Annotated in this window: 13 protein-coding genes and 1 pseudogene; 7 read left to right on the top strand and 7 right to left on the bottom strand. The window is 69.5% G+C overall.

Annotated elements, in window-relative coordinates; all coding sequences use genetic code 11:
* Positions 1-68: 68 nt before the first annotated feature.
* On the bottom strand, positions 69-2,450 hold the full coding sequence (locus OHA03_RS03540; RefSeq protein WP_267000618.1) for a hypothetical protein: 2,382 nt from the start codon (positions 2,448-2,450) through the stop codon (positions 69-71).
* A gap of 197 nt (positions 2,451-2,647) precedes the next feature.
* Here OHA03_RS03540 and OHA03_RS03535 point away from each other — a divergent pair, with 197 nt between their 5' ends.
* Positions 2,648-3,172, top strand: a complete 525-nt coding sequence (locus tag OHA03_RS03535; RefSeq protein ID WP_267000616.1) for a hypothetical protein — start codon at positions 2,648-2,650, stop codon at positions 3,170-3,172.
* 35 nt (positions 3,173-3,207) lie between these two features.
* Here the strand turns inward: OHA03_RS03535 and OHA03_RS03530 are convergent, their stop codons facing one another.
* From OHA03_RS03530 to OHA03_RS03520, 3 genes are all read right to left on the bottom strand, one after another.
* A complete protein-coding gene (locus OHA03_RS03530) occupies positions 3,208-5,628 on the bottom strand; it encodes a GTPase-associated protein 1-related protein (protein WP_267007920.1) in 2,421 nt (806 codons plus the stop codon).
* A gap of 243 nt (positions 5,629-5,871) precedes the next feature.
* Positions 5,872-6,057, bottom strand: coding sequence for a DUF397 domain-containing protein (locus OHA03_RS03525; RefSeq protein WP_267000614.1), 186 nt, complete (start codon positions 6,055-6,057; stop codon positions 5,872-5,874).
* A complete protein-coding gene (locus OHA03_RS03520; RefSeq protein WP_267000612.1) occupies positions 6,054-6,905 on the bottom strand; it encodes a helix-turn-helix transcriptional regulator in 852 nt (283 codons plus the stop codon). Before OHA03_RS03520 ends, OHA03_RS03525 begins: the two co-directional genes overlap by 4 nt.
* Before the next feature lie 157 nt (positions 6,906-7,062).
* Here OHA03_RS03520 and OHA03_RS03515 point away from each other — a divergent pair, with 157 nt between their 5' ends.
* Positions 7,063-7,527: an ATP-binding protein gene (locus tag OHA03_RS03515; protein WP_267000610.1), complete on the top strand. Its 465-nt coding sequence runs from the start codon at positions 7,063-7,065 to the stop codon at positions 7,525-7,527.
* 22 nt (positions 7,528-7,549) lie between these two features.
* On the opposite strand, the gene OHA03_RS03510 is transcribed toward OHA03_RS03515, so the two are convergent.
* Positions 7,550-9,886: a helicase C-terminal domain-containing protein gene (locus OHA03_RS03510; protein WP_267000608.1), complete on the bottom strand. Its 2,337-nt coding sequence runs from the start codon at positions 9,884-9,886 to the stop codon at positions 7,550-7,552.
* A gap of 332 nt (positions 9,887-10,218) precedes the next feature.
* Between OHA03_RS03510 and OHA03_RS03505 the strand changes: the two are divergent.
* Positions 10,219-10,605 (top strand): annotated as a pseudogene (locus tag OHA03_RS03505) (erythromycin esterase family protein); the annotation flags it as partial.
* 174 nt (positions 10,606-10,779) lie between these two features.
* Here OHA03_RS03505 and OHA03_RS03500 read toward each other — a convergent pair.
* Complete coding sequence (locus OHA03_RS03500) at positions 10,780-14,538, bottom strand: S8 family serine peptidase (protein WP_267000606.1); 3,759 nt, start codon at positions 14,536-14,538, stop codon at positions 10,780-10,782.
* 82 nt (positions 14,539-14,620) lie between these two features.
* A complete protein-coding gene (locus tag OHA03_RS03495) occupies positions 14,621-14,743 on the bottom strand; it encodes a hypothetical protein (RefSeq protein ID WP_267000604.1) in 123 nt (40 codons plus the stop codon).
* Positions 14,744-15,071: 328 nt separating this feature from the next.
* Here OHA03_RS03495 and OHA03_RS03490 point away from each other — a divergent pair, with 328 nt between their 5' ends.
* The 4 genes from OHA03_RS03490 (at position 15,072) to OHA03_RS03475 (ending at position 19,798) form a co-directional block, all read left to right on the top strand.
* On the top strand, positions 15,072-16,070 hold the full coding sequence (locus OHA03_RS03490; RefSeq protein WP_267000602.1) for a helix-turn-helix transcriptional regulator: 999 nt from the start codon (positions 15,072-15,074) through the stop codon (positions 16,068-16,070).
* 459 nt (positions 16,071-16,529) lie between these two features.
* Positions 16,530-17,558, top strand: a complete 1,029-nt coding sequence (tdh, locus tag OHA03_RS03485) for an L-threonine 3-dehydrogenase (protein WP_267000600.1) — start codon at positions 16,530-16,532, stop codon at positions 17,556-17,558.
* Positions 17,559-17,596: 38 nt separating this feature from the next.
* Positions 17,597-18,790 carry a glycine C-acetyltransferase gene (locus OHA03_RS03480; RefSeq protein ID WP_267000598.1) on the top strand — a complete coding sequence of 398 codons (1,194 nt, stop codon included), beginning with the start codon at positions 17,597-17,599 and terminating at the stop codon, positions 18,788-18,790.
* A gap of 93 nt (positions 18,791-18,883) precedes the next feature.
* The gene (locus OHA03_RS03475) at positions 18,884-19,798 is read left to right on the top strand and encodes a LysR family transcriptional regulator (RefSeq protein WP_267000596.1); all 915 of its coding nucleotides are present in this window, start codon (positions 18,884-18,886) and stop codon (positions 19,796-19,798) included.
* Positions 19,799-19,861: the final 63 nt, after the last annotated feature.

The following is a 19,861-nucleotide window of genomic DNA, read 5'->3' as shown; positions in this document are numbered from 1 at the left end:
GGCCCCGACCTCTCCTGGATGGAGGGGTCGGGGCCTCTGCTGTGCGGGTCCGGCGTGGGGTGCGACCGTCAGCTGCCGGCGGCCCTACGGCGGCGCATCCACCAGGTCAGGCCCGCTCCGCCGACGGCGAGTGCCGCGGCGAGGGAGGCGATCGGACCGATGGGGGTGTCGGAGCCGGTGTCGGCGAGGTCGCCGTCCGGGTCCTTCGGAGCGCCGGTGTGGGCGGGGGTGTGGCTGTCGGAAGGTTCCGGTGCCGGGGTGGTGGGCGTATGGGTCGGCTTGCTGGTGGGTTTGCCCGTGTCGGTCGGCTTCGGGCCCGGGGTGTTGCCCCCGCCGCCGTTGTCGACCTGGCCGGAGCTGGAGCCGCCGAACATGACGGTGTTGCTGTTGCGGTAGGTGACCGTGGTGGTCCTGGAGGTCTTGGTGGTGGTGTCCGTCCTGGGGTGCTGGAGGTTGAACTCCACCTTGGAGATGTTGCGCTTCGGGGCCTTGGAGAAGTCGACGCCGCCCATGATGCAGGTCTTGTTCTGGCCGTCGACCTGGCAGGGGTAGCTGTAGTCGCCCTGCGTGTACGACTTCATGTAGTCGTCCCACGTCTGCTTCGGGGTCCAGGTCCTGGCCTTGCCCCGCAGCGGCCACCGGGCCACGTCGTTGCTGTTGATGATGGGCCGGAAGTCGGTGACGTGGTCCTTGTCCTGGGTGCGGACGTACTCGGCCGCGACGCGGGCGTTGTAGACGCGGCGCAGGTCGGCGTACGCGCTCCCGCTGTTGACCTTCTTCTCGACGTCGGGGATCACGTACTGCTCGACCAGGCGCTGTGAGGTGTCGATCTGGGCCTCGGTCAGGTCGCACTTGCCGTTGGGGCTGGGGTAGTTGACCTTCTGGGGTTCGGCGTTGACCTTCAGTGGCGCATCCAGGATGTACAGGCCCTTGTTGTCGGCGCGGACCTTGGCGGTCCTGGGTACGATCCACAGCCGGATCTGGTGCCCGCAGGGGATGTTCGCGGCCGTCATGGCATCCCAGTACTGCTTGCCGATGCCGCTGCGCGGGTCCATGTCACGCGCGTAGTCGTGCTTCATCTCCAGGTCGGCCTGAAGCAGGACACGTCCGGCGTCGGTCTTCCCGAACGTCTTGTCCATGATCTTGTCGGGCTGGTCCGGGTTGAGGTTGACCCAGAACTTGTCCGGCGTCAGCGCCAGCCAGGCGAACATCGCATCGGAGGAGAGCTGAAGGCGCTGCTCACCGCCCCAGCCGGGGTTCTTGTCCTCGTCCTCGACCATGTCGGCCTTGAAGGAGTAGTCGAGACCCTTGCCCTTGGTCGGGTTGCCGACGTACTGGAGCTCCAGGGTGGAGAAGTCGATGCCCCCGGGCCGCCCGAAGCCGCCACGGGTGTTGACCTGGTTGTACTGGTGCTGGAGCTTGCGTGCCTGCTCAGGGCTCTTCGCCGAGCGCCACACGTCGTCGTGCAGCGGGCCGTAGGAGCCGATGCGGCGCGGATCGGGGTTGAAGACCTTGTCGTAGCGGGTGTACCTGTTCGGCGTCCAGCGGGCATGGCCGTTGGCGCGCTGCTCGCGGATGGTGGCCTGGGGGAGGTTCGTGCCGCGTTCGCTCTGGAGTTGCCGGTTCAGGGAGGCGTACTGGCGCTTGGTGTTGCCCGTGGTCTCGTCGCCGGTGATCAGGCGGAGCTTGTGGTCGGCGTACTCCTTGTTGCGCAGGATGTGCTTGTCCCAGCGGAGCTGTTCGGCGATGTGCTTGCCGTTGGACTTGAACTCGACGAACTCTTTGGTCTTGGCGTTGTAGGCGTCGTACTTGCGGACCGCCTGCTCGCCGGTCCTGGGGTTGATGACCGCCTTGCCGTTCTTGTCGAAGACCGGCACTTCCTTCTGGCAGATCCAGTCCGGTCCGACGAGCTTGAACTGCTTGACGACGCGGGATTCGAAGCCGTCGCCCTTGCGCTGGTTGGCCTCGTTGCCGATGACCCTCTGGTCGAGCCAGAGGCGGAAGTCCGTCATCTTCCGAGGGCCGTCGCCGACCAGCTGCTTGTTGTAGCGGGCGTAGATCTCCAGGGCCCGGTACTGCGGGTCACCGGTCTGGCCGTACTTCTTCTTCCACTTCTGGACGTCATCTTCGGTCTTGCCGGCGGCGTCCAGCTTCGCCTGGTCCGGCGTGGACATCCCGTCGAAGGCGTGGGAGGGGTTGTCGAAGAAGTAGTCGCCCCAGGTGTCTTCGGGGTTCTGGCTGTAAGGGGTGTTCTTGCCCTGGACGCCGCGGGCCTCGTCCATGTTGTATTTGCGGCCGAGGAACTTCTCGTCGCAGCGGATCTTGCCCGGTGCGGCGTCGGCCGTGCCCTGTAGGGCGGGCAGGCCGGTGACGATGAGTCCGGCTGCGGCTGCCGTGGCGAAGCAGGCGGCCAGCCGGAGCCGTAAGCGTGATCGTATGGAGGTACTCACGTGTGTCTGTCCCTGTGGGGGGCTCATGGGACATGGAGTTGGACGGTGGGGCCCCCGTGCTTGCCACCGTCCAGCCCCACACCCTAGAGCTTCATGTGCCGGCTGATACAACGGGTTGTTGAGGTTCGGCGTGTCAACTGGTGTGACAGGAAGGACAGTTCATTCCACTGTCCGAGTGGCTGTCTACAGTGGGCGGCATGGCTGATCGCGCAGACCACAGCATCGACCCGCAGACCCACCCCGACCTGTCGGCGTGGCTGACCGAACGCGCCCAGGGCTTCGAGCACTGGGCCGAGGCCACCAGCACCCCCGAGGCATGGGACTTCTCCCCCCGGTCCCTGGACGCGCTGGAAGATCTCATCCGCAGCCGGTACGACAACGACGCTGAGACCCTCACCGCGCGACGCGACGCATTTCTTCAGGGGGCGTGCTGGTACATCGGGGAAGTGGTCTGCCGCACCCAGGGAGCGGTGTGGAAGTTCGAGCCGTTCGCCGTGAAGGGCGCCGAACTGCCGTCCCTGTTCGGGGAGGCGGATCCGTCAGGGGTCATCGACGACCCCTGCGTGGGGTTGCCCGGAGAGGACACGGAGGAGGCCATCTATCCGATGGGCGCCGTGCACGGACTGTTCACCACCGAAGACGAGCTGGGCAACTCCATCGTCCAGCACCTCTCCGACGTGCTGGGCGACTCCGACGAGGACGACGAGGACGACGAGGGGTAGCCGGGGGATGCGCAGCGAGCGAGGCCGGGACCCGGCTAGAACCGTCGCACTCGTGCCGCCAGCCGGCTTCCCAGTCGCCTGCCGAGGGTGCCTGGGCGGCGGCGCCAGGCCCGGAACGCCTCCGCTGTGCGGCTGCTGCCCGTGCGTTCGGCGGCCTTCTCCACCGCCGCGATCTCGCTGCCCGACAGGTCGCGTACCACGGGGCGCAGCACCTCCTCCAGCAGTGCGGCCCGGGTTTCGCTCCAGGCCCGGCCCGCGTGCGGGTGGGAGGTCCAGACGGTGAAACAGTCGGCCACGTACGCCGGTTCGGTCCGCAGCCGGGCCAGGACGGTGTCGTGGCGGGCGGCCCTGCCGTAGGCCGCGATCAGATCCAGGTCGTCGCTGTGCACGAATGCGTACAGCTCCGCCTCAGGGCGGTCCGGCGCAAGCAGGCTGTGCGCAAGGGTGCCGTAGGCGTGCTCCAGCACAGTGAGTTCCACCGGCTCGGCGCGGGCGCGCAGAGCCTTTGCTCGGTCGGGCCAGCCGGGCGCCGACTCGCCGGACCTGATGTCGCGGGCGAACTCCAGCAGCTGCAGTGCACCGCGGCCCCGTGCGTCGATCTCCTGGGGGAAGCAGCGCAGCAGATCGTGGGAGAGTTCGGCGGCCTCCGCGTCGTCGGAAGGCGCGGAGAGTGCGGCGGCGACGAGATGTGACCACGTACCGGCCGTCCGGTGGGAGTCGGAGCCGGACTCGCCGAGGAGGAGCCGTGCCTCGCCCGCCGTCGGGGTGGCATCGCCCCAGATCAGCCCGACGGCGGTACGCAGTACCAGCGGCTCGGCGAAGGGCGAGAACCCGGCGGCTCGCAGCACCGTGTGCAGCGCCATGATGCGGTCGGAGCCCTGCTCCTTCGCGCGGGGCGCCTCGGCGCACATCCGCAGATGCGGCAGTGCCTGCGCGCCGGTGAAGGGGAGGGCGACGCGGGTGAGGAGTTCTTCGGCGGCGGAGGGGGCGGTCAGGGCGAGTTGGTCGAGTTCGCCGAGGAGCGCCGTGCGGACGTCGAACTGTTCGTCCAGGAGATCGAGCAGTGCGTGGCCTCTGTCCGGCGCCGGAGCAGCAAGCAGAGTCCGAGCCATGTGCCGGGCGACGGAAGGAAGTTGGTCCATCAGATCCATGTCGAGCAGCCGGGCGATCCGGAGCAGCTGCACCTGGCGCCCGATGGTCTCCCCGACCGTGGATTCCGTCGTTTCCGAGGTGAGCTCGGCGAGCAGGGCCGGACCGAGATCCGAGGCCAGCTGCTTCACGGCGGCGGGTTCGGCGAACGCCGAGCGGGGCGGTAGTGCGAGCACGATGTCGCTGCGCCGCACCGCCTCCGTCACCAGTAGTGCGGCGAGCGGTGCCGTGGCGGTGGCAGGGGCACGTCCTTCGAGCGCCGCCAGCAGCCGGGCGACCGACGCCGACTCGGCGGCGGTACGGTCGTCGGCCGGTGCCGCGAGTGCGGTGGTCAGCCGGTGCGCCTGCTGCTCGTCCAGCGCGTACGGCCTCTCGGCAGCCCAATCGGCGGCCGCAGCACGCCCGTTGGGGCCGAGCGCGATGCCCGCGTGCAGTGCGGTGAAGGCGAGCGGTCCGGCGGCGAAGGGTTCGCCGGGCAGCCCGGCAGCTGCCCGGAAAAGTTCCGGTGCGCGGCTGCGCCAGATCCGGGCCACCGTCTCCGCCCAGGCATCGTCCGCCGGCCCCTCCGGAGCGCGGCCGGCGCATGCGTGCACACGGAAGCCCGGGCCGGTCAGCTCGTGTGCGTCGTCCGGCATTACGCCGATCACCTGGTGCGGGGAGTGCGCCGGGCGGCGGGTGTACGTGGTGAACGTCAGCCGGTGTGCGTCCTCCGGCGGGAGTACGGCTCCGGCCAGCGCGATCCACCGGGCCACGTCCGCGCTCTGCCGTTCCACGAGGACGATCTGCGCCGACGACCGTTTCTCGCTCACCCGGCGCAGATCGGCGAAGACCGTCGCGAGCCAGGGGCTGCGGGAGACCGCGAAGTCGTTGAGCGCCTCCTGCCCGAAGACGGCAGAGGCGGGGAGGGCCGATATGCGGTCCGGTGTACCGCCGTCGGGCGTGGTCGATGCCCAGCTCGGCGACCGCCACGCCGTGATGGGGAGCGCGTCGCCCGGCAGGCGCGTGCCGGCCGGAAGATGCACCGCATGCGCGTGGAAGTGACCGGCGCCGGAACCTCCGAGTGCCACGGTGCGGCTCAGCAGATGGCTGCCGTCGGAGAGCGCGCTGAAGCTGAACGTCTCGGGAAAGGAACGGAGTTCAGCGGCGGTCGGACGGTACGGCGCCCCGGCCGGAGGCTCGTAACCGAGCAGCTGCTCCGCCTCGGTCAGCACCGGCGTGGGTATGCCGCCACCGACCGCCGTGAACCGTGCGCCGACCCCGTCTTCCCCCGCGGAGGCAGAGGTGTAGTGCAACTGCGCGAGGCTCATGCGTCGGCCCTCTTCGTCCTTGCCACGTACGTCCCCGTGCGTCAGCACGCCCCGCCCTCGTCGGCCGTCCGTCATGGACCGGCCGTACGGGCGCGGCGACGACCCCGGCGGGGAACGGTCCGCAATCGCGGGAGCGACGCTATCAAGGTGCGGCGGGGCCGCAGGCACGCTGCCGAAACGTGATCTGTGCAACTGTCCCGGGCCGGTCGGTCCAGCGGGACGAGGTACCTGCCGTAGGTAACCTCAGGCTCGGGCGGCGTAGGCGACGAAGCCGGTCCAGGCGGCGGGAGAGAGGGTGAGCTGTGGTCCTTCTTCGTTCTTGGAATCCCGGACGTGGACGGTGTCGGGGCAGGTGGCGATCTCTACGCAGGAGTCGCCGTCTCCACCGCTGTAGGTGCTCTTGAACCAGGCCGGTTCGGACGTGCTCATAGCGCTCCTCGCATTCGCTCGAGCAGACTCACCGTGTCCTCATGGGTGAGAGCCTGCGAGCGCATCTTGGCATACCGCCTCTGCAGCACACTTACATCCGGATCAGAGATCAGGTGGCCGGTGCGCTGCCCCTCGGAGTATGCGAGAAGTCTGTGGTCCGTCGTCTCAAGAAGCTGAATGGGACCCTCCAGCCCGGCGTGGTTCTCCCGTTGTAGAGGCATCACCTGAAGCTCGACGTTACGCAGTTCTGCACACTGCAGTACGTGGTCGATGAGGTCCTTGGTGGTCTCCTTGCCGCCTGTGCGGCGCAGGAACAGGGCCTCTTCGATGATGAAGCTGTACTCAGTGTGACGTCCCTCCCGCAGGAGCCGCTGGCGCTCAGTGCGAGCTAAGAGCTGCACCTCGATCTGGTCATCGCTCAATGCTGGCACGCGGTTTTCGAAGACCGCCCTGACGTAGGTATCGGATTGCAACAGCCCCGGGACCACTCGGCATTCGTATGTGCTGAGACTGATCGCATCCGTCTCCAACTGCGCCCAGTGGTGGAACCACTTCGCCAACCCCCGCTGCCGCGACAAGTGCTTCGCCGCAGCCTTGATCACGCCGAACGCATCCAATACCTCCTCCGCCCGGTCCACGAACGCGGGCGGTGGGAACCGGCGCCCCTGTTCGATCGAGGCGACCGTCGGCACCGAGTACCGCACCCTGGGGGCGAACTCCTCCTGCGTGAGCCGCGCCCGCTTACGGAAGACCTTGACCACCTCGCCGAACGCCTTCAGACCGTCCGAAGGCTCCGGCTCCCCGTCCGCACCCGTCGTGCCGCCCGTGCCACCCGCGCCGTCCGTCATGTCCCGGCCACCTCCCGTGCCCGCCTGTTCCCGGTCAGCAACTCACCTATGGTCACTGACTGTTACGCGTACTGTCGACCCGTTGCACTCGTACGCCGACTCAGCGTACGAGTTCGTGAGCTGGTGGGAGGGGTCTGACGTCCGTCACGGTGGGCGCATGGATGCACCCTCGGCCCCCCAGCTTCCCGTTACCGTCCGTGTGTTCGTGCAGCGCTTCAGCTCCACGCCGCGCGGCGCGCGGCTCGCTCGAAAGCTTGCCCTGCACCAACTGAACGACTGGGGCGTCCCGTACGGCGGTGACGCGTCCGAGACCGCTGCGCTGATCGTCGCCGAGCTGGCGGCGAACGCGGTCACGCACGGCCGGGTGCCGGGCCGGGACTTCGAGTTGAGGATCGTCCACGCTGCGGGCGACGGACGCACGCTCGGCGTCCTGCGGATCGAGGTCACGGACACCCGGGGCGAGCGGCGCCCGCCGGGGCCGGGGGAGCTGGTGGCGCCACCGCCCGGTTCCGGCAACGGGCACGGGCTGATCCTGGTCGAGGCGCTGGCCGACCGGTGGGCGGTGCTGGACCGCGTACAGCCGGGCAAGACGGTCCGCGCCGAACTGGACCTGCTGTACTGACCGAGGCGGCGGCGTTCCGCACTCAGGCCGGCAGGACGGCCTGGATGCGGGAGATGGTGAATACCCGGTTGTCCTGGCGCAGATGGCAGTAGCCGTAGAGATAGGGCGGATCGAAGTCGAGTTCGCTCACGGTGCGGACGGTCCGGCCCCCGGACGCCGCGATGTACTCGATGGTGATGGGCTCGCCCTCGTCGATGGCGTACGCGAGCTGGCGCACGTCAGCCAGGGTCAGCGCATCGGTACTGCCGTCCAGGATCTCCTCGGTGTCGGTCCCGTAGGGGACTCCCGTACCGGGGCACGGCCGCGGCGCATGGTCGGGGGCCGCCAGCAGCCGGGCCGCCAGATCGGCGGTCCGGCCCGCGTCCGGCGGCCTTCTGCGGGATGCAGGCACGGTCGGGCTGACGGTCGCGGCGGCGGGCTGGGACACGCGCCGCCGCCCCGGCCGCTCCACCCGAACGGATCCGTCGTCGGCCGTTGCCACCGGCGAGTATCCGGTAGCGCGCAGGGCTGCCAGTGCTGCGTCGGGCTCCGCGCGGCACAGAAGCACGGTCGGGGCGACGGAACGCAGCCCCAGGTGGGTCAGCTCGCGATGTGCGGCCACCTCGACGAGCAGCGCTGTGTCCTCGCTGACCAGGACACAGGCGGCCGGGGCGAGCCGGATGCGGCCGTGGCGTCGGGCTGCGTCCGTGATCAGGTAGCTCAGTGCCTGGGGCAGAGCGGCGTCCGTCACCTTGCGGAGATCTGCCTCGATCCGGTCAGGGGTGTGTCCCGCGTCCAGCGCTCGACGCAGCGATGCAGGGCTGAACCGCCAGACCGAGGCGGCCGACCGGGTTTCCCGGTCGGCAAGGGAGTCCAGGAGTGTCGCCAGCCGGGCAGTTGGAGTGCCGGTCACCACGGCGGTGAGGTCGGCGCCCATGCGGGCGCGGTCGGTTGCGTCGGGCAGCAGCCGTCGGGCGTGGTCGCGAAGGGCCGCCGGGTCCTGGCCCAGCAGGGCCGCGCCCAGCGGGGTCAGCGCGCCCCGGGCGACGGTCCCGAGCAGTTCGGTCTCCCGGGTCACAGAGGCAAACGGGGTGGCATCATCAGGGAGTTCGTCGGCGAGCGGACGGAACCAGGATACCGACGAGCCGAGGTCGACAACCGCCCGCGCGCCATGGCCGGGCGGAAGGGAAGCCGCGGCGTCCAGCACTCCCTGCCGTGCCGTCGCACACCCGGTACAGTGTGCCGCCCGGCGTACCGCGGGCAGCGCCTTGCCGTCCTCGTCGCGGGATCCGGTCGGGGTGAGTCCGAGCAGCCACCAGGCACGCAGCAGCAGGACGAACCGTTCCGCGGGCTCCCATGAGGCCCACACGTCATACGCATCGGTCACGGCCAGGACCGTGCCCTCGTACTCGACCAGGCCGGCCGCGTACGCACACTCCAGCACCAGCCGCACCACCACTTCCTCGGACCCGCTGTCCTTGCCCAGACTGGCCAGTTCACGTGCGCCGACGCCTCCGGACTTGAGGGCCGCCACAGGGCGCTCCGCGCACCGGGCGAGAAGTACCGCGGCCTGGCCGGCGAAGGAGGTGCTCGCGGCTGCGGCCTCACGCTCGATCTCGCCTTCGGTCACCTTTGCAAGGGCCGGTTTCGGCGGCTGCGGGTCGAACGAGGCGTGCCAGTCCGGACCGTACTGCGCGATTCTCACTTCGGCGGGCACGTGAACGGGGCCGTACCCCCGTTGGTCCATCACAATCAACGCCCGCTCCAGCAGCCAGCGTTCGCCGGCCCCCGACCGGCCGGCTCCGTGATACTCCTCTGGGTCGAGGAACCGGGTCAGCGCCTCGCGGGCACTCGGCGGCGCCGAGGCCAGAAGGGCAAGCATGATCTGCGGGTCCTGGTGATGCGCCACGATTGCGTCGAGACGGTCCTGCCGCCGAGTACCGGGCTTGAGTCCCAGCCTGGCGGCGGTCTTACCGAGCTCTGCCGACGGGACAGCGGCCAACAGCTCGGCCACGCCCTGACCGAGACCGAGCGGGGACTCCCACGCGCCCCGCAGCGCCGGAGTCATATGCAGTCGGCCTGCCAGGTCCGGCCAGACGAGGGCATGGGCGGTGAGGGTATCCAGCGCGGCGGAGATGCCCTGGGCGTCCGTGCCGAGCAGCGTCTCCGAGGCCGTGCGGGAGGCCGGCTGCGGCAGGGCCGCAAGCGCCTGGGCCAGCTGCAGACAAGGGAGCGGCAGCTTGTTCAGGCTATCCACCACCGACCCGATCCGCTGAAGGCGCTCCGCGAGCTCGCCGAGCGACCGCGGGTCCGGTGCCACCGCTGCGTCGGGTCGTGCATCGAGGAGTCGTCGCAGCTGCTGCGCCCCCAGACTCCGCAACCATCCGACCGGATCGGACCCGTCCGGCCCGTCGTTACTGTCCGGGGCAACCGGTCTGCGAGACGCACGAGGACCAACGAGGTGCAGGGGGCTGTTGGAACCAAAGGCGTCGCCCATGGGAAGTTCACCTGCTCGGATCTGGCCGATGGGACGTGCCGACCGGGCGCTGTCGGCGGAGAGGGCCGATGCCCGCCTCGCGCCAAGGGGCAACGCTCGTTCGCCGTAAGAATCCTAACGGTGGTGAGAGACCTGCCCAGATCTGCTTGACAAACATGACGGCGTGACGACGGACTTCGACTGTATTGATCGGCCCAGGCCGGCCAACTGCGGCTGCGAGCTCGCGGGACGACTGGGACCGGGCGCGACTGTACGGGCGCACCGCCCTCGGTCTGCTGCGCTACCACACTGGATGGCCGCCACCTCACCGGCCCGCATGACCCAGCTGGTGGGCGTGCGGGACCAGATGATGGCCCACAACCTCCTCGCCGTCGCCACCCGTGGCCCGGCACTCATCCACGCCCACAACTCCCATCTCCAGCGGGAGAGGAGCACGATGCGGATGGGCGGGATGCCGCTGGAGTGGTGGAGCCGGTGCGCTGGTGAGCGCCTAGCTCGGCAAGGGGTACGCCTTCGGGGCCACGGCCCTCGGCACGATCCGGCACCAGGGGGTGGACACGCCGCCGCCGGACACCGTCGAAGGACTCCTGTACGCGCTCCCACGCCGGCCGCCCCCGGCGCACCGCATCGAGGTCGCGGTGACTCCGGGGTGTTGTCGCGGCCTGGCGGACCGGCGCGAGTGTTCGGTCTCTCCGCAACGGCAACGAAGAGGGGGCGAGGCCGCTGGATGCGGCCCCGCCCCCGTGCCGGTCAGCGAGAGCTGACCGGGTGGACACTCACTTCAGGCCGAAGGCCCGGGTGATGTTCTGCTTGACAGTGTTGCCCTCGGTGTCGCCGGCGCTGGTGCGCAGCGTCACGTACCGCGCCTTGGCGGGGGCGTTCAGCTGGGTGCTCCAGCCCTGGGCGGTGTGGGTCAGGGCCGGGTGCTGCCACGTGACGCCGTCATCGTAGGAGACGTCCACGTTCACCGTTTTGATGGTGTCGGAGCTGGGGCCGCCCGGAATGTGCGAGGGCGTGACGGTGATAGCGGCTCGCCGGCCTGTCTTGCCGGCGGCGTTCATACCCTCGACCGCGTAGTCGAGCTGGATCAGCGGCAGAACAGCGTAGGTACCGGGGTCGGGCCGCTGGGAGGTGAAGCCCCACTCGGTCCTGGTCGTGACCGAGTAGTCGTTGTCCCAGAAGCCCCGCATGTTCTCCGAGACCAGGCGGTAGGACTGCTTGTCGGGACTGTCCAGCGTGAGGGGGTACCGAGGGCTGCCGATGGTGTCGGTCGTGGAGTACCTGAGCATGAGGTCGCCCTGGTACATCTGCACACTGTTACGCACACCGGTGTTGTTGAGGGTCCTGCCGACGTGTCCGGATCCGGAGTCGGCCCAGCCCGGGATCACTGCCAGGACATCGTCGCCCACACGCACAGGCACGTAGTTGGCGTTCGACCGGGGACGCTGGATCGGCCCGAAGTACTCCAGGTGGGAGGTCGTGCCGGTCGGGTACCGCTTCACGGAGTCACTGCTGATCTGAAGCTGCTGATTGACATCGGCCTCTTCCACCCAGTCCGTGTCGCGCGACACCCAGTCGGTGCGCTCGGCCTGGGCGGGGGTGGGCAACAGGTTGGCTCCGGAGAAGCCCAGCCACACGGCGGAACGGAACTCCATGCCCCGCGCAGGCCGGTTGTTGCGGAAGGAGACATCCACCCGGTTGAGGTCACCGCTCTGCGGCCGGTAGGTCGGGTCCGCCGGGATGACGGCCTCGTGGTGGCTGATGTCGTAGAGGTAGTCCGTGGTCGGGTGGGAGGTCACCTTGAGCGCCGTGCTCCCGCCCTTCTGGATCCGGGCGATCAGCTCGTCGCCCTCGTCCGCGGTCAGCGAGGCCACCGTCAGGGGCGGCGGGTTCCCGGTCTCGGCCCAGGGATTATCCAGGTCGGTGCCCCACGGGTCCAGGCGTCCGTCACCGTCGTTGACGACGAGCAGCACCTTCGCTCCGGCCTTGGCTGCCTGCTCGGCCTGCTCGGCCGGCCCGACTGCATCGCTGCGCCGGACCACGACGGCCTTGCCCACGGCGTCGATACCGGCGTAGGCGGCGCCGCCGCCCTCCCCGGCATAGACGGCCGTGTACTGGCGCGTGCCCTCCTGGAGCGGGGTCTGTCCGCGCGCGACGATCAGGTCGTCGAAGTTGCGCGTGCCGGACACGACCTTCAGGGCCGGCTCTGTCAGGCGCCAGTTACCGCCGAACCCGAAGGTGCCCGTGGTGACCGGCTTGGTGGGCAGGGCCCAGACGCTGTCGTACCCGTTGTTGGGCCACCGCTGCAAGGACAGCCAGTTCCCGCTGTCGAACCCGCGGTAGAGGTCGATGCGGGTCTCGGCGAGGGTGGTCTCCTGTGGGGCCTGGGCGGACACCTGCTTGGCCTTGGAGGCGTCCAGGTCCACCGTGGTGTCCTGGTCGACGGCCACCTCGGGAACAGTCAGGATCGCCTTGCCCTTGGAGTGCGGCCCGTGCGCACCCTCGACATCGCTCTCCAGGGTCACGAGGTAGGTGCCGGCGGGCACCTCGACCGTGCCGGTGCCCGAGTCGTCCAGCTGCAGCGGCCCCATGAAGACCTTGTCGCTGATCAGGTACACATCGCCGGCCATCGGGCGGCCGCTGCGGTCCTTGCCGTTGAGCGTGAGGGTGTGGCGCGGGGCCTGCTTGTAGGCGCCGGTAATGGTATGGGCGAGCAGCGCACCGGACGCATCGGTGGCGAGGATCTGCCCCGAGGTCATGGTGTCGGCCTTCACGAGGCCGAAGTCGGTCGTGAGGGTTACCTTGCTGCTGCCGTGCGCGGGGACGGTGACCTGAGGTGCCGACAGGGTGAACGCGCCGGTGGCGGCACCGGGAACCTGGACCGCCAGGTCGAGGGTGACCGGACTGTCCCCGGTGTTCGTGTAGGTCACCTGCTTGTCGGACTTGTCGTCGGCCGGCGCCGTGGAGGCTCGGTAGCCGCCGTACACGCTGTCGGTGGCGAACACCGTGCCCTTGACGGCGGCGGCGACGTCGAGCCGGCCGCTGCCGCCCTCGTACGACGAGTACTGGGAGGTCTTTTTGGTGGTGCTGACCAGGCCGTCCTTGAGCTGCTGCCCGGTCCAGTCCGGATGGGCCTCGGCGAGCAGCGCGGCGGCGCCGGCCACATGCGGGGTGGCCATCGAGGTCCCGCTCAGCGTCTGGTAGTAGCCCTCGCCGTCGGCGGCGTACTGCGAGCGGGCCGCCAGCACGTCCACGCCCGGTGCGGTCAGCTCCGGCTTCAGCCCGGCGTCGCCCTGGCGAGGGCCGGTGCTGGAGAACTCGGCGAGCCGGTCGGAGGTGTCCACCGCGCCGACGGACAGCGCGGCGTCGGCGACGCTGGGCGTCGAGACGGTGTGCGAGCCGCCGTTGCCGGCCGCGATGGTGAACAGCGCGCCGGTCTCGGCGCTGAGCTGGTTGACGGCCTCGCTCATCGGGTCGTGGCCGTCGGTGGGCCCGGCGCCCAGGCTCATGCTGATGACCTTGGCGTGCTGGTCGCGGGCGGCCCACTCCATGCCCGCCAGCACCCAGGACTCCTGGCCGGAGCCGTCATTGTCCAGCACCTTGCCGATGTGCAGGCGCGCGCCGGGGGCGACGCCCTTCTCCTTGCCGTCGGAGGCGGCGCCGGTGCCGGCGATGGTCGAGGCGACGTGAGTGCCGTGACCGTTGTGGTCCTCGACGTCCTGGTCGGGCACGAAGCTCGTGCTTTCGGCCACCTGGCCGACGATGTCGGGGTGCTGGGTGTCCACACCGGTGTCCAGCACGGCCACGTCGACACCCTGTCCGGTGTCACCACCCGCCCACACCTGCGGTGCGCCGATCTGCGCGGTGGTGTCGGCCAGGTCGGCCTTGACCTTCCCGTCCAGCCAGACCTTCGCGATCCCGTTGCGCAGCTGGGGCTTGGCCCCTGCGCTGCGACCAGTCGCCGCCGCGGTCCCGCCGGTGAGCGAGGACCAGAAGTCTGCGGCCTTCGTCCGGTGCTCCGACAGCGCCGCGCCCTGAATGCTGCTCAGGGCGAGGGTCCTGGAGGCGCCGGAGGGCACGGCCTGGGTCCGCGCGCGGACGGCAGCGTCGGTGTAGGTGACGATCAGGGGCAGGCTGCTGCTCTGCTCGTCCCCGTAGCCGTCCGCCAGCAGCTTGGTGACGTTGAAGAGCTCGCGGTCCAGCTTCCCGGCGGCGAGGTACGGAACGGCGGCGTCCGGGTATACGTAGGTGTTCTTGCCGACCTTGTAGGTCGTGGCGCCGGTGAGCTGACCGTCCGCACCCTGTACGGAACGGGTGACCCTGCCGTCGGCGGCAGTGTTGACGGTGACTTTGTCGCCGGTCAGCAAGGTGACGGTACGTGAGGTCGGCTGGTGTGTCGCAGTGCTGGCGGAGGACCGGTCCGGTGTGTTGGTACCCGGTGCTGCGGTGGCAGGCACCGCCTGCTGAGCCGTGAACACGGCCAGCACGACACCGATAGCCAGCGCCGCCCGTCTGCGGGCGGGTATGGAGGGCATACTGATTCCTTTATGGGCATGGCAACCATTTTTTCCGATGTGTTACACATCGTCAGGTTGCGCCAGATGAAGCCTGATCTCGTTATGGTGTTTTTCGGCTCGACTTCAGATCCTTGGCGTACTTGGGGTACGCCGGCTCGGGGCGCACGACGATCCGTGGCCCCTGCGGCCGGCCGACGAGGCCGACCGTGTCGGTGATCTCCACCGGAGCGGCGTCGCCGCGCGGCCCGCCCCTGGTCGGGGCATGGGAATGCTGCGCAAGGAGACCCCTCGAGTGAGGTGAGAAAGCAAGAGCGCGTACGTTGTCGGGCGTCCTCCGTCACCACCACCTGGGAGTGCGTGTGTCGACCGTGTGCCGGGCCCAGGGTTGCGTCGGTCATTTGACTGCATGACCAACTCGTGGCTGCTCAGGTGCCCGTGCGCCGTCGACTCCTGCTGACTGCGGGCTCAGCATCACCTGCGAACGCTACGAACTCGATGTGATTCGGCCTGGACCGAAGAACGACATTCCGGAAGGATCGCCTCAGGCTGTCATGGTCTACCGCATACACTTCACGGTTCAGGATCTGGCCCGGACTCGTGTGGCTGAGGCGCCGATGCCGCTGCACGAGCTGGAACTTGCAGCGCGAGCCCTGCAGAGCCGCAGCCAGCCCGCCCGACTCGACGCCTGGCGGCACCATGCTCGCGCGCAGCTGTCTGCCCAAGCGCGCATGGTCCTGACTCTCATGCCTGCTGTGGGATATTCGCCAGGCTTCCTCAGCCCCACCAAAGTGGGCGCTGTCGAAGACCTTTTGGAACAGGTACGCAGCACACCTCGCGAGCGGGTGAGGGCGAGTCTGCTGGAAACGGCGCATCATCATCCCTCCCTCCCCGAGTGGACTCGCCACCTGGCAGACGATGCATCTTTGTTCGCTGAGCTCTGCACAGGACTCAGCCATCTGCACGCATGCCTGCTCGGTCCGCACTGGGACCAGTTCACGGAACACCTGGCGGTCGATCGAACCCTGCGTTTGCAGCAGTTGCTCACCGGCGGTGTCGAGCAGCTGCTGACCCAGGCCAACCCCCAGTGGATGCGGTGGAACCCGCCGGTTCTGGAAGTCCGGATGGTGAACGGAGCCGATCGTGACCTCTACCTGGAAGGGGAAGGCTTCCTGTTCGTTCCGTCGATGTTCTGCACACGCGCCATCGTCACCGATGGCCGGCCCGTTTCCGTGAGCTATCCCGCCGGCCAGGACCACCGCCCCCGTGAGCTCACCACCCCTGCTTCCGCGCCCGGTCAGGCTCGCTCCCCCGGTGTGTCGACGCTTCTGGGCCGCACGCGTACCACGGTGCTCACCACCATCGCGGAGCACCAAGGCTGTTCAACCAAGGAATTGGCCGCTCGTGCAGGTATCGCACCTGCGAGCGCAAGCGAACACGCATCCGTTCTTCGCGAAGCCGGATTGATCCACTCTCTCCGTCACCGAAATTCCGTACTCCACAGCCTCACCCCCCTCGGCCTGGCACTCCTCAACACCCCGGAGGGAGGGTGAGTTCCGCTCGACCTTGCGGCTGCTCCAGCGGCGGTGATGCCGGCGAGGCGTACAGCCGGGGCCGCGCCCCCGCGTCCACCGGATGGGCCAAGCCGCAACCGGGGGACGACCGGGTCCCCTCACCCGATGAGGTGCCGGGCCGCGACAACCCGCCGCGGGCGATCGGCGACTGATCGCCCGCTCGGTTCCAGGGGGCCGGTCGCCCGTTCCACAGGGCGGCCGGACCCTCCGTCCGGGGCGGGCATGAAGCGGAGCTGCGGCTGCGCTTAAGAAAACCTCGATGGACCTGGGGCGCGGGGTACGGCAGATTTCTCCGTGACGGCAGAGGATGGTGCGCGGCAGCCGATCACCGCGCGCGCTGCCCATGCCGTCCCTCCTTCTTCCCCGGGCCGCAGGCTGCCTCAGGCATGCCCCCGGCCCGGGGCAATCACCACGTACCACGTACAGGGAGCCGCAGCCGTGAAGGCACTCGTGAAGCAGAAGGCCGAGCCCGGGCTCTGGCTGATGGATGTTCCCGAGCCGGAGATCGGCCCCTCGGACGTGCTGATCAAGGTGCTCCGTACCGGTATCTGCGGGACCGACCTGCACATCCGCAACTACGACGGCTGGGCCCAGCAGGCTGTGAAGACGCCGCTCGTCCTCGGCCACGAGTTCGTCGGCGAGGTCGCCGCGATCGGCGCCGACGTCGTCGACATCACCGTCGGCGACCTGGTCAGCGGCGAAGGCCACCTGGTCTGCGGAAAGTGCCGCAACTGTCTGGCCGGACGCCGCCACCTGTGCCGCTCCACCCTGGGACTCGGCGTGGGCCGAGACGGGGCATTCGCCGAGTACGTCGCGCTGCCCGCCTCCAACGTGTGGGTGCACCGGGTCCCCGTCGACCTCGACATCGCCGCGATCTTCGACCCGTTCGGCAACGCCGTGCACACCGCGCTGTCGTTCCCGCTGGTCGGCGAGGACGTCCTGATCACCGGCGCCGGCCCGATCGGCATCATGGCCGCCGCCGTCGCCAAGCACGCGGGCGCCCGCAACGTCGTCATCACCGACGTCAGCGAGGCCCGGCTCGACCTGGCCCGGAGGGTCGGCGTCAGCCTCGCCCTCAACGTCGGCGAGCAGACCATCGCCGACGGTCAGCAGAAGCTCGGCCTGCGCGAGGGCTTCGACATCGGCCTGGAGATGTCCGGCCGCCCCGAGGCCATGCGCGACATGATCGCGAACATGACGCACGGCGGACGGATCGCCATGCTCGGACTGCCGTCCGAGGAGTTCGCCGTCGACTGGTCGCGCATCGTCACCTCGATGATCACGATCAAGGGGATCTACGGCCGCGAGATGTACGAGACCTGGTACGCCATGTCCGTGCTGCTGGAGGGCGGCCTCGACCTCGCCCCGGTGATCACCGGACGGTACGGCTACCGCGACTTCGAGGCGGCCTTCGACGACGCGGCGAGCGGACTCGGCGGCAAGGTCATCCTCGACTGGACCTCCTGACCACCCGTATCCAGCTATCGAGCCGGGAGACACCCCTCATGTTCGACTCCGTACGCGACGACATGCGCACCACCCTCGACGAGATCAAGGCCGCCGGACTCCACAAGCCCGAGCGCGTGATCGGCACCCCGCAGTCCGCGACCGTCGCCGTCACCGCGGGTGGCCGCCCCGGTGAGGTGCTCAACTTCTGCGCCAACAACTACCTGGGCCTCGCCGACCACCCCGACGTGATCGCCGCCGCCCACGAGGCGCTGGACCGCTGGGGCTACGGGATGGCCTCGGTCCGCTTCATCTGCGGCACCCAGGAGGTCCACAAGGAGCTGGAGCAGCGGCTCTCGTCGTTCCTCGGCCAGGAGGACACGATCCTCTACTCCTCCTGCTTCGATGCCAACGGCGGCGTCTTCGAGACCGTCCTCGGCCCGGAGGACGCGGTCATCTCCGACGCCCTCAACCACGCCTCCATCATCGACGGCATCCGCCTCTCCAAGGCCAAGCGGTTCCGCTACGCCAACCGCGACATGGACGACCTGGAGAAGCAGCTCAAGGAGGCGTCCGACGCCCGGCGCCGGCTCATCGTCACCGACGGTGTGTTCTCCATGGACGGCTACGTCGCCCCGCTGCGCGAGATCTGCGACCTGGCCGACCGGTACGACGCCATGGTCATGGTCGACGACTCGCACGCCGTCGGCTTCGTCGGCCCCGGCGGCCGCGGCACCCCCGAGCTGCACGACGTCATGGACCGTGTCGACATCATCACCGGCACCCTCGGCAAGGCGCTCGGCGGTGCGTCCGGCGGTTACGTCGCGGCCCGCGCCGAGATCGTCGCGCTGCTGCGCCAGCGGTCCCGCCCGTACCTCTTCTCCAACTCCCTCGCCCCGGTCATCGCGGCGGCCTCGCTGAAGGTCATCGACCTGCTGGAGTCCGCCGGTGACCTGCGTGAGCGGCTCAACGCCAACACCGCGCTCTTCCGTACCCGGATGACCGAGGAAGGCTTCGACATCCTGCCCGGCGACCACGCCATCGCCCCCGTCATGATCGGGGACGCGGCGAAGGCAGGCCGGATGGCGGAGCTGCTCCTGGAGCGCGGTGTGTACGTGATCGGGTTCTCGTACCCGGTGGTCCCGCAGGGCGCGGCACGCATCCGCGTGCAGCTGTCCGCCGCGCACTCCACGGACGATGTGAACCGTGCGGTGGACGCATTCGTCGACGCGCGGGCCGCGCTGAGCGAGTAGGACCGCGCCGGAGGCCCGGGACCGGACAGTCCCGGGCCTCCCCGCCCGGTCCCAGAGCCCGGACATCCCGCGGGACCTGGGACAATGGATCGCATGATCGATGCACGGCGGCTGCGTATTCTCCGTGCGGTGGCCGACCACCGCACCGTGACCGCGGCAGCCGCCGCGCTGTATCTGACCCCTTCCGCCGTCTCCCAGCAGCTCGCCGCGCTGGAACAGGAGACCGGCCACCGGCTGGTCGACCGCAGCGCCCGGGGCGTCCGGCTCACCGCCGCCGGCGAGATCCTGCTGACCCATACCAACGCGGTCCTCGCCCAACTGGAACGGGCTGAGGCCGAGCTCGCCGCGTACAGCGCGGGGGACGCCGGTACGATCACGGTCGCCGCGTTCGCCACGGGCATCGGCCTGGTGCTCGCCCCCGCGATCGCCGAGCTGACGCGGACCGCCCCCGGCATCCGGGTCCGAGTCCAGGACGCGGAGGGCGACGCGAGCGTGCCGATGGTGCTCGACCGGCAGGTGGATGTGGCGGTCGCCGTCGAATACCGGGGCGCGCCCGACGAGGACGACCGGCGGCTGACCCGGGTACCGCTGTACTCGGAGCCGTTCGACGCGGTGCTGCCGGTGGGCCACCGGCTGGCCGGCCAGGACCAGGTGACGATCGCGGACCTGGAGAAGGACCCGTGGATCGGTCAGTATCCCGGCAACCCGTGCCATGACGTGGTGGTCCTGGCCTGCGAATTCGCCGGCTTCCAGCCGAGACTCGAGCACTCCTCGGACGACTTCCGGGCGGTGGTGGCGCTGGCCGGCGCGGGGGCCGGAGTGGCACTGGTGCCGAGGTGGGCACTGCGCGGCATGGACCTTGCGGGCGTGGTGGTGCGGCCGGTGGAGGGCAGCGCACCGACCCGACGGGTGTTCGCAGCGGTACGGCACGGGGCGGAGGGCCACCCACTGATCAGACCGGTGCTCGATGCCTTGCGGGGGGCGGCGGTGCGGTTGCCCGCGGGCTGAGTGGGGGTCCGCCTGCGGCGGGCTCTGCCCTCGATCGCCGGACGGGCTCCCATCGCGTCGTCA

The organism is Streptomyces sp. NBC_00154 (assembly GCF_026342835.1).
Taxonomy (GTDB): Bacteria; Actinomycetota; Actinomycetes; order Streptomycetales; family Streptomycetaceae; genus Streptomyces.
The sequence above is the reverse complement of the archived record's forward strand: the minus strand, read 5'-3'. Positions and strand labels throughout refer to the sequence as shown.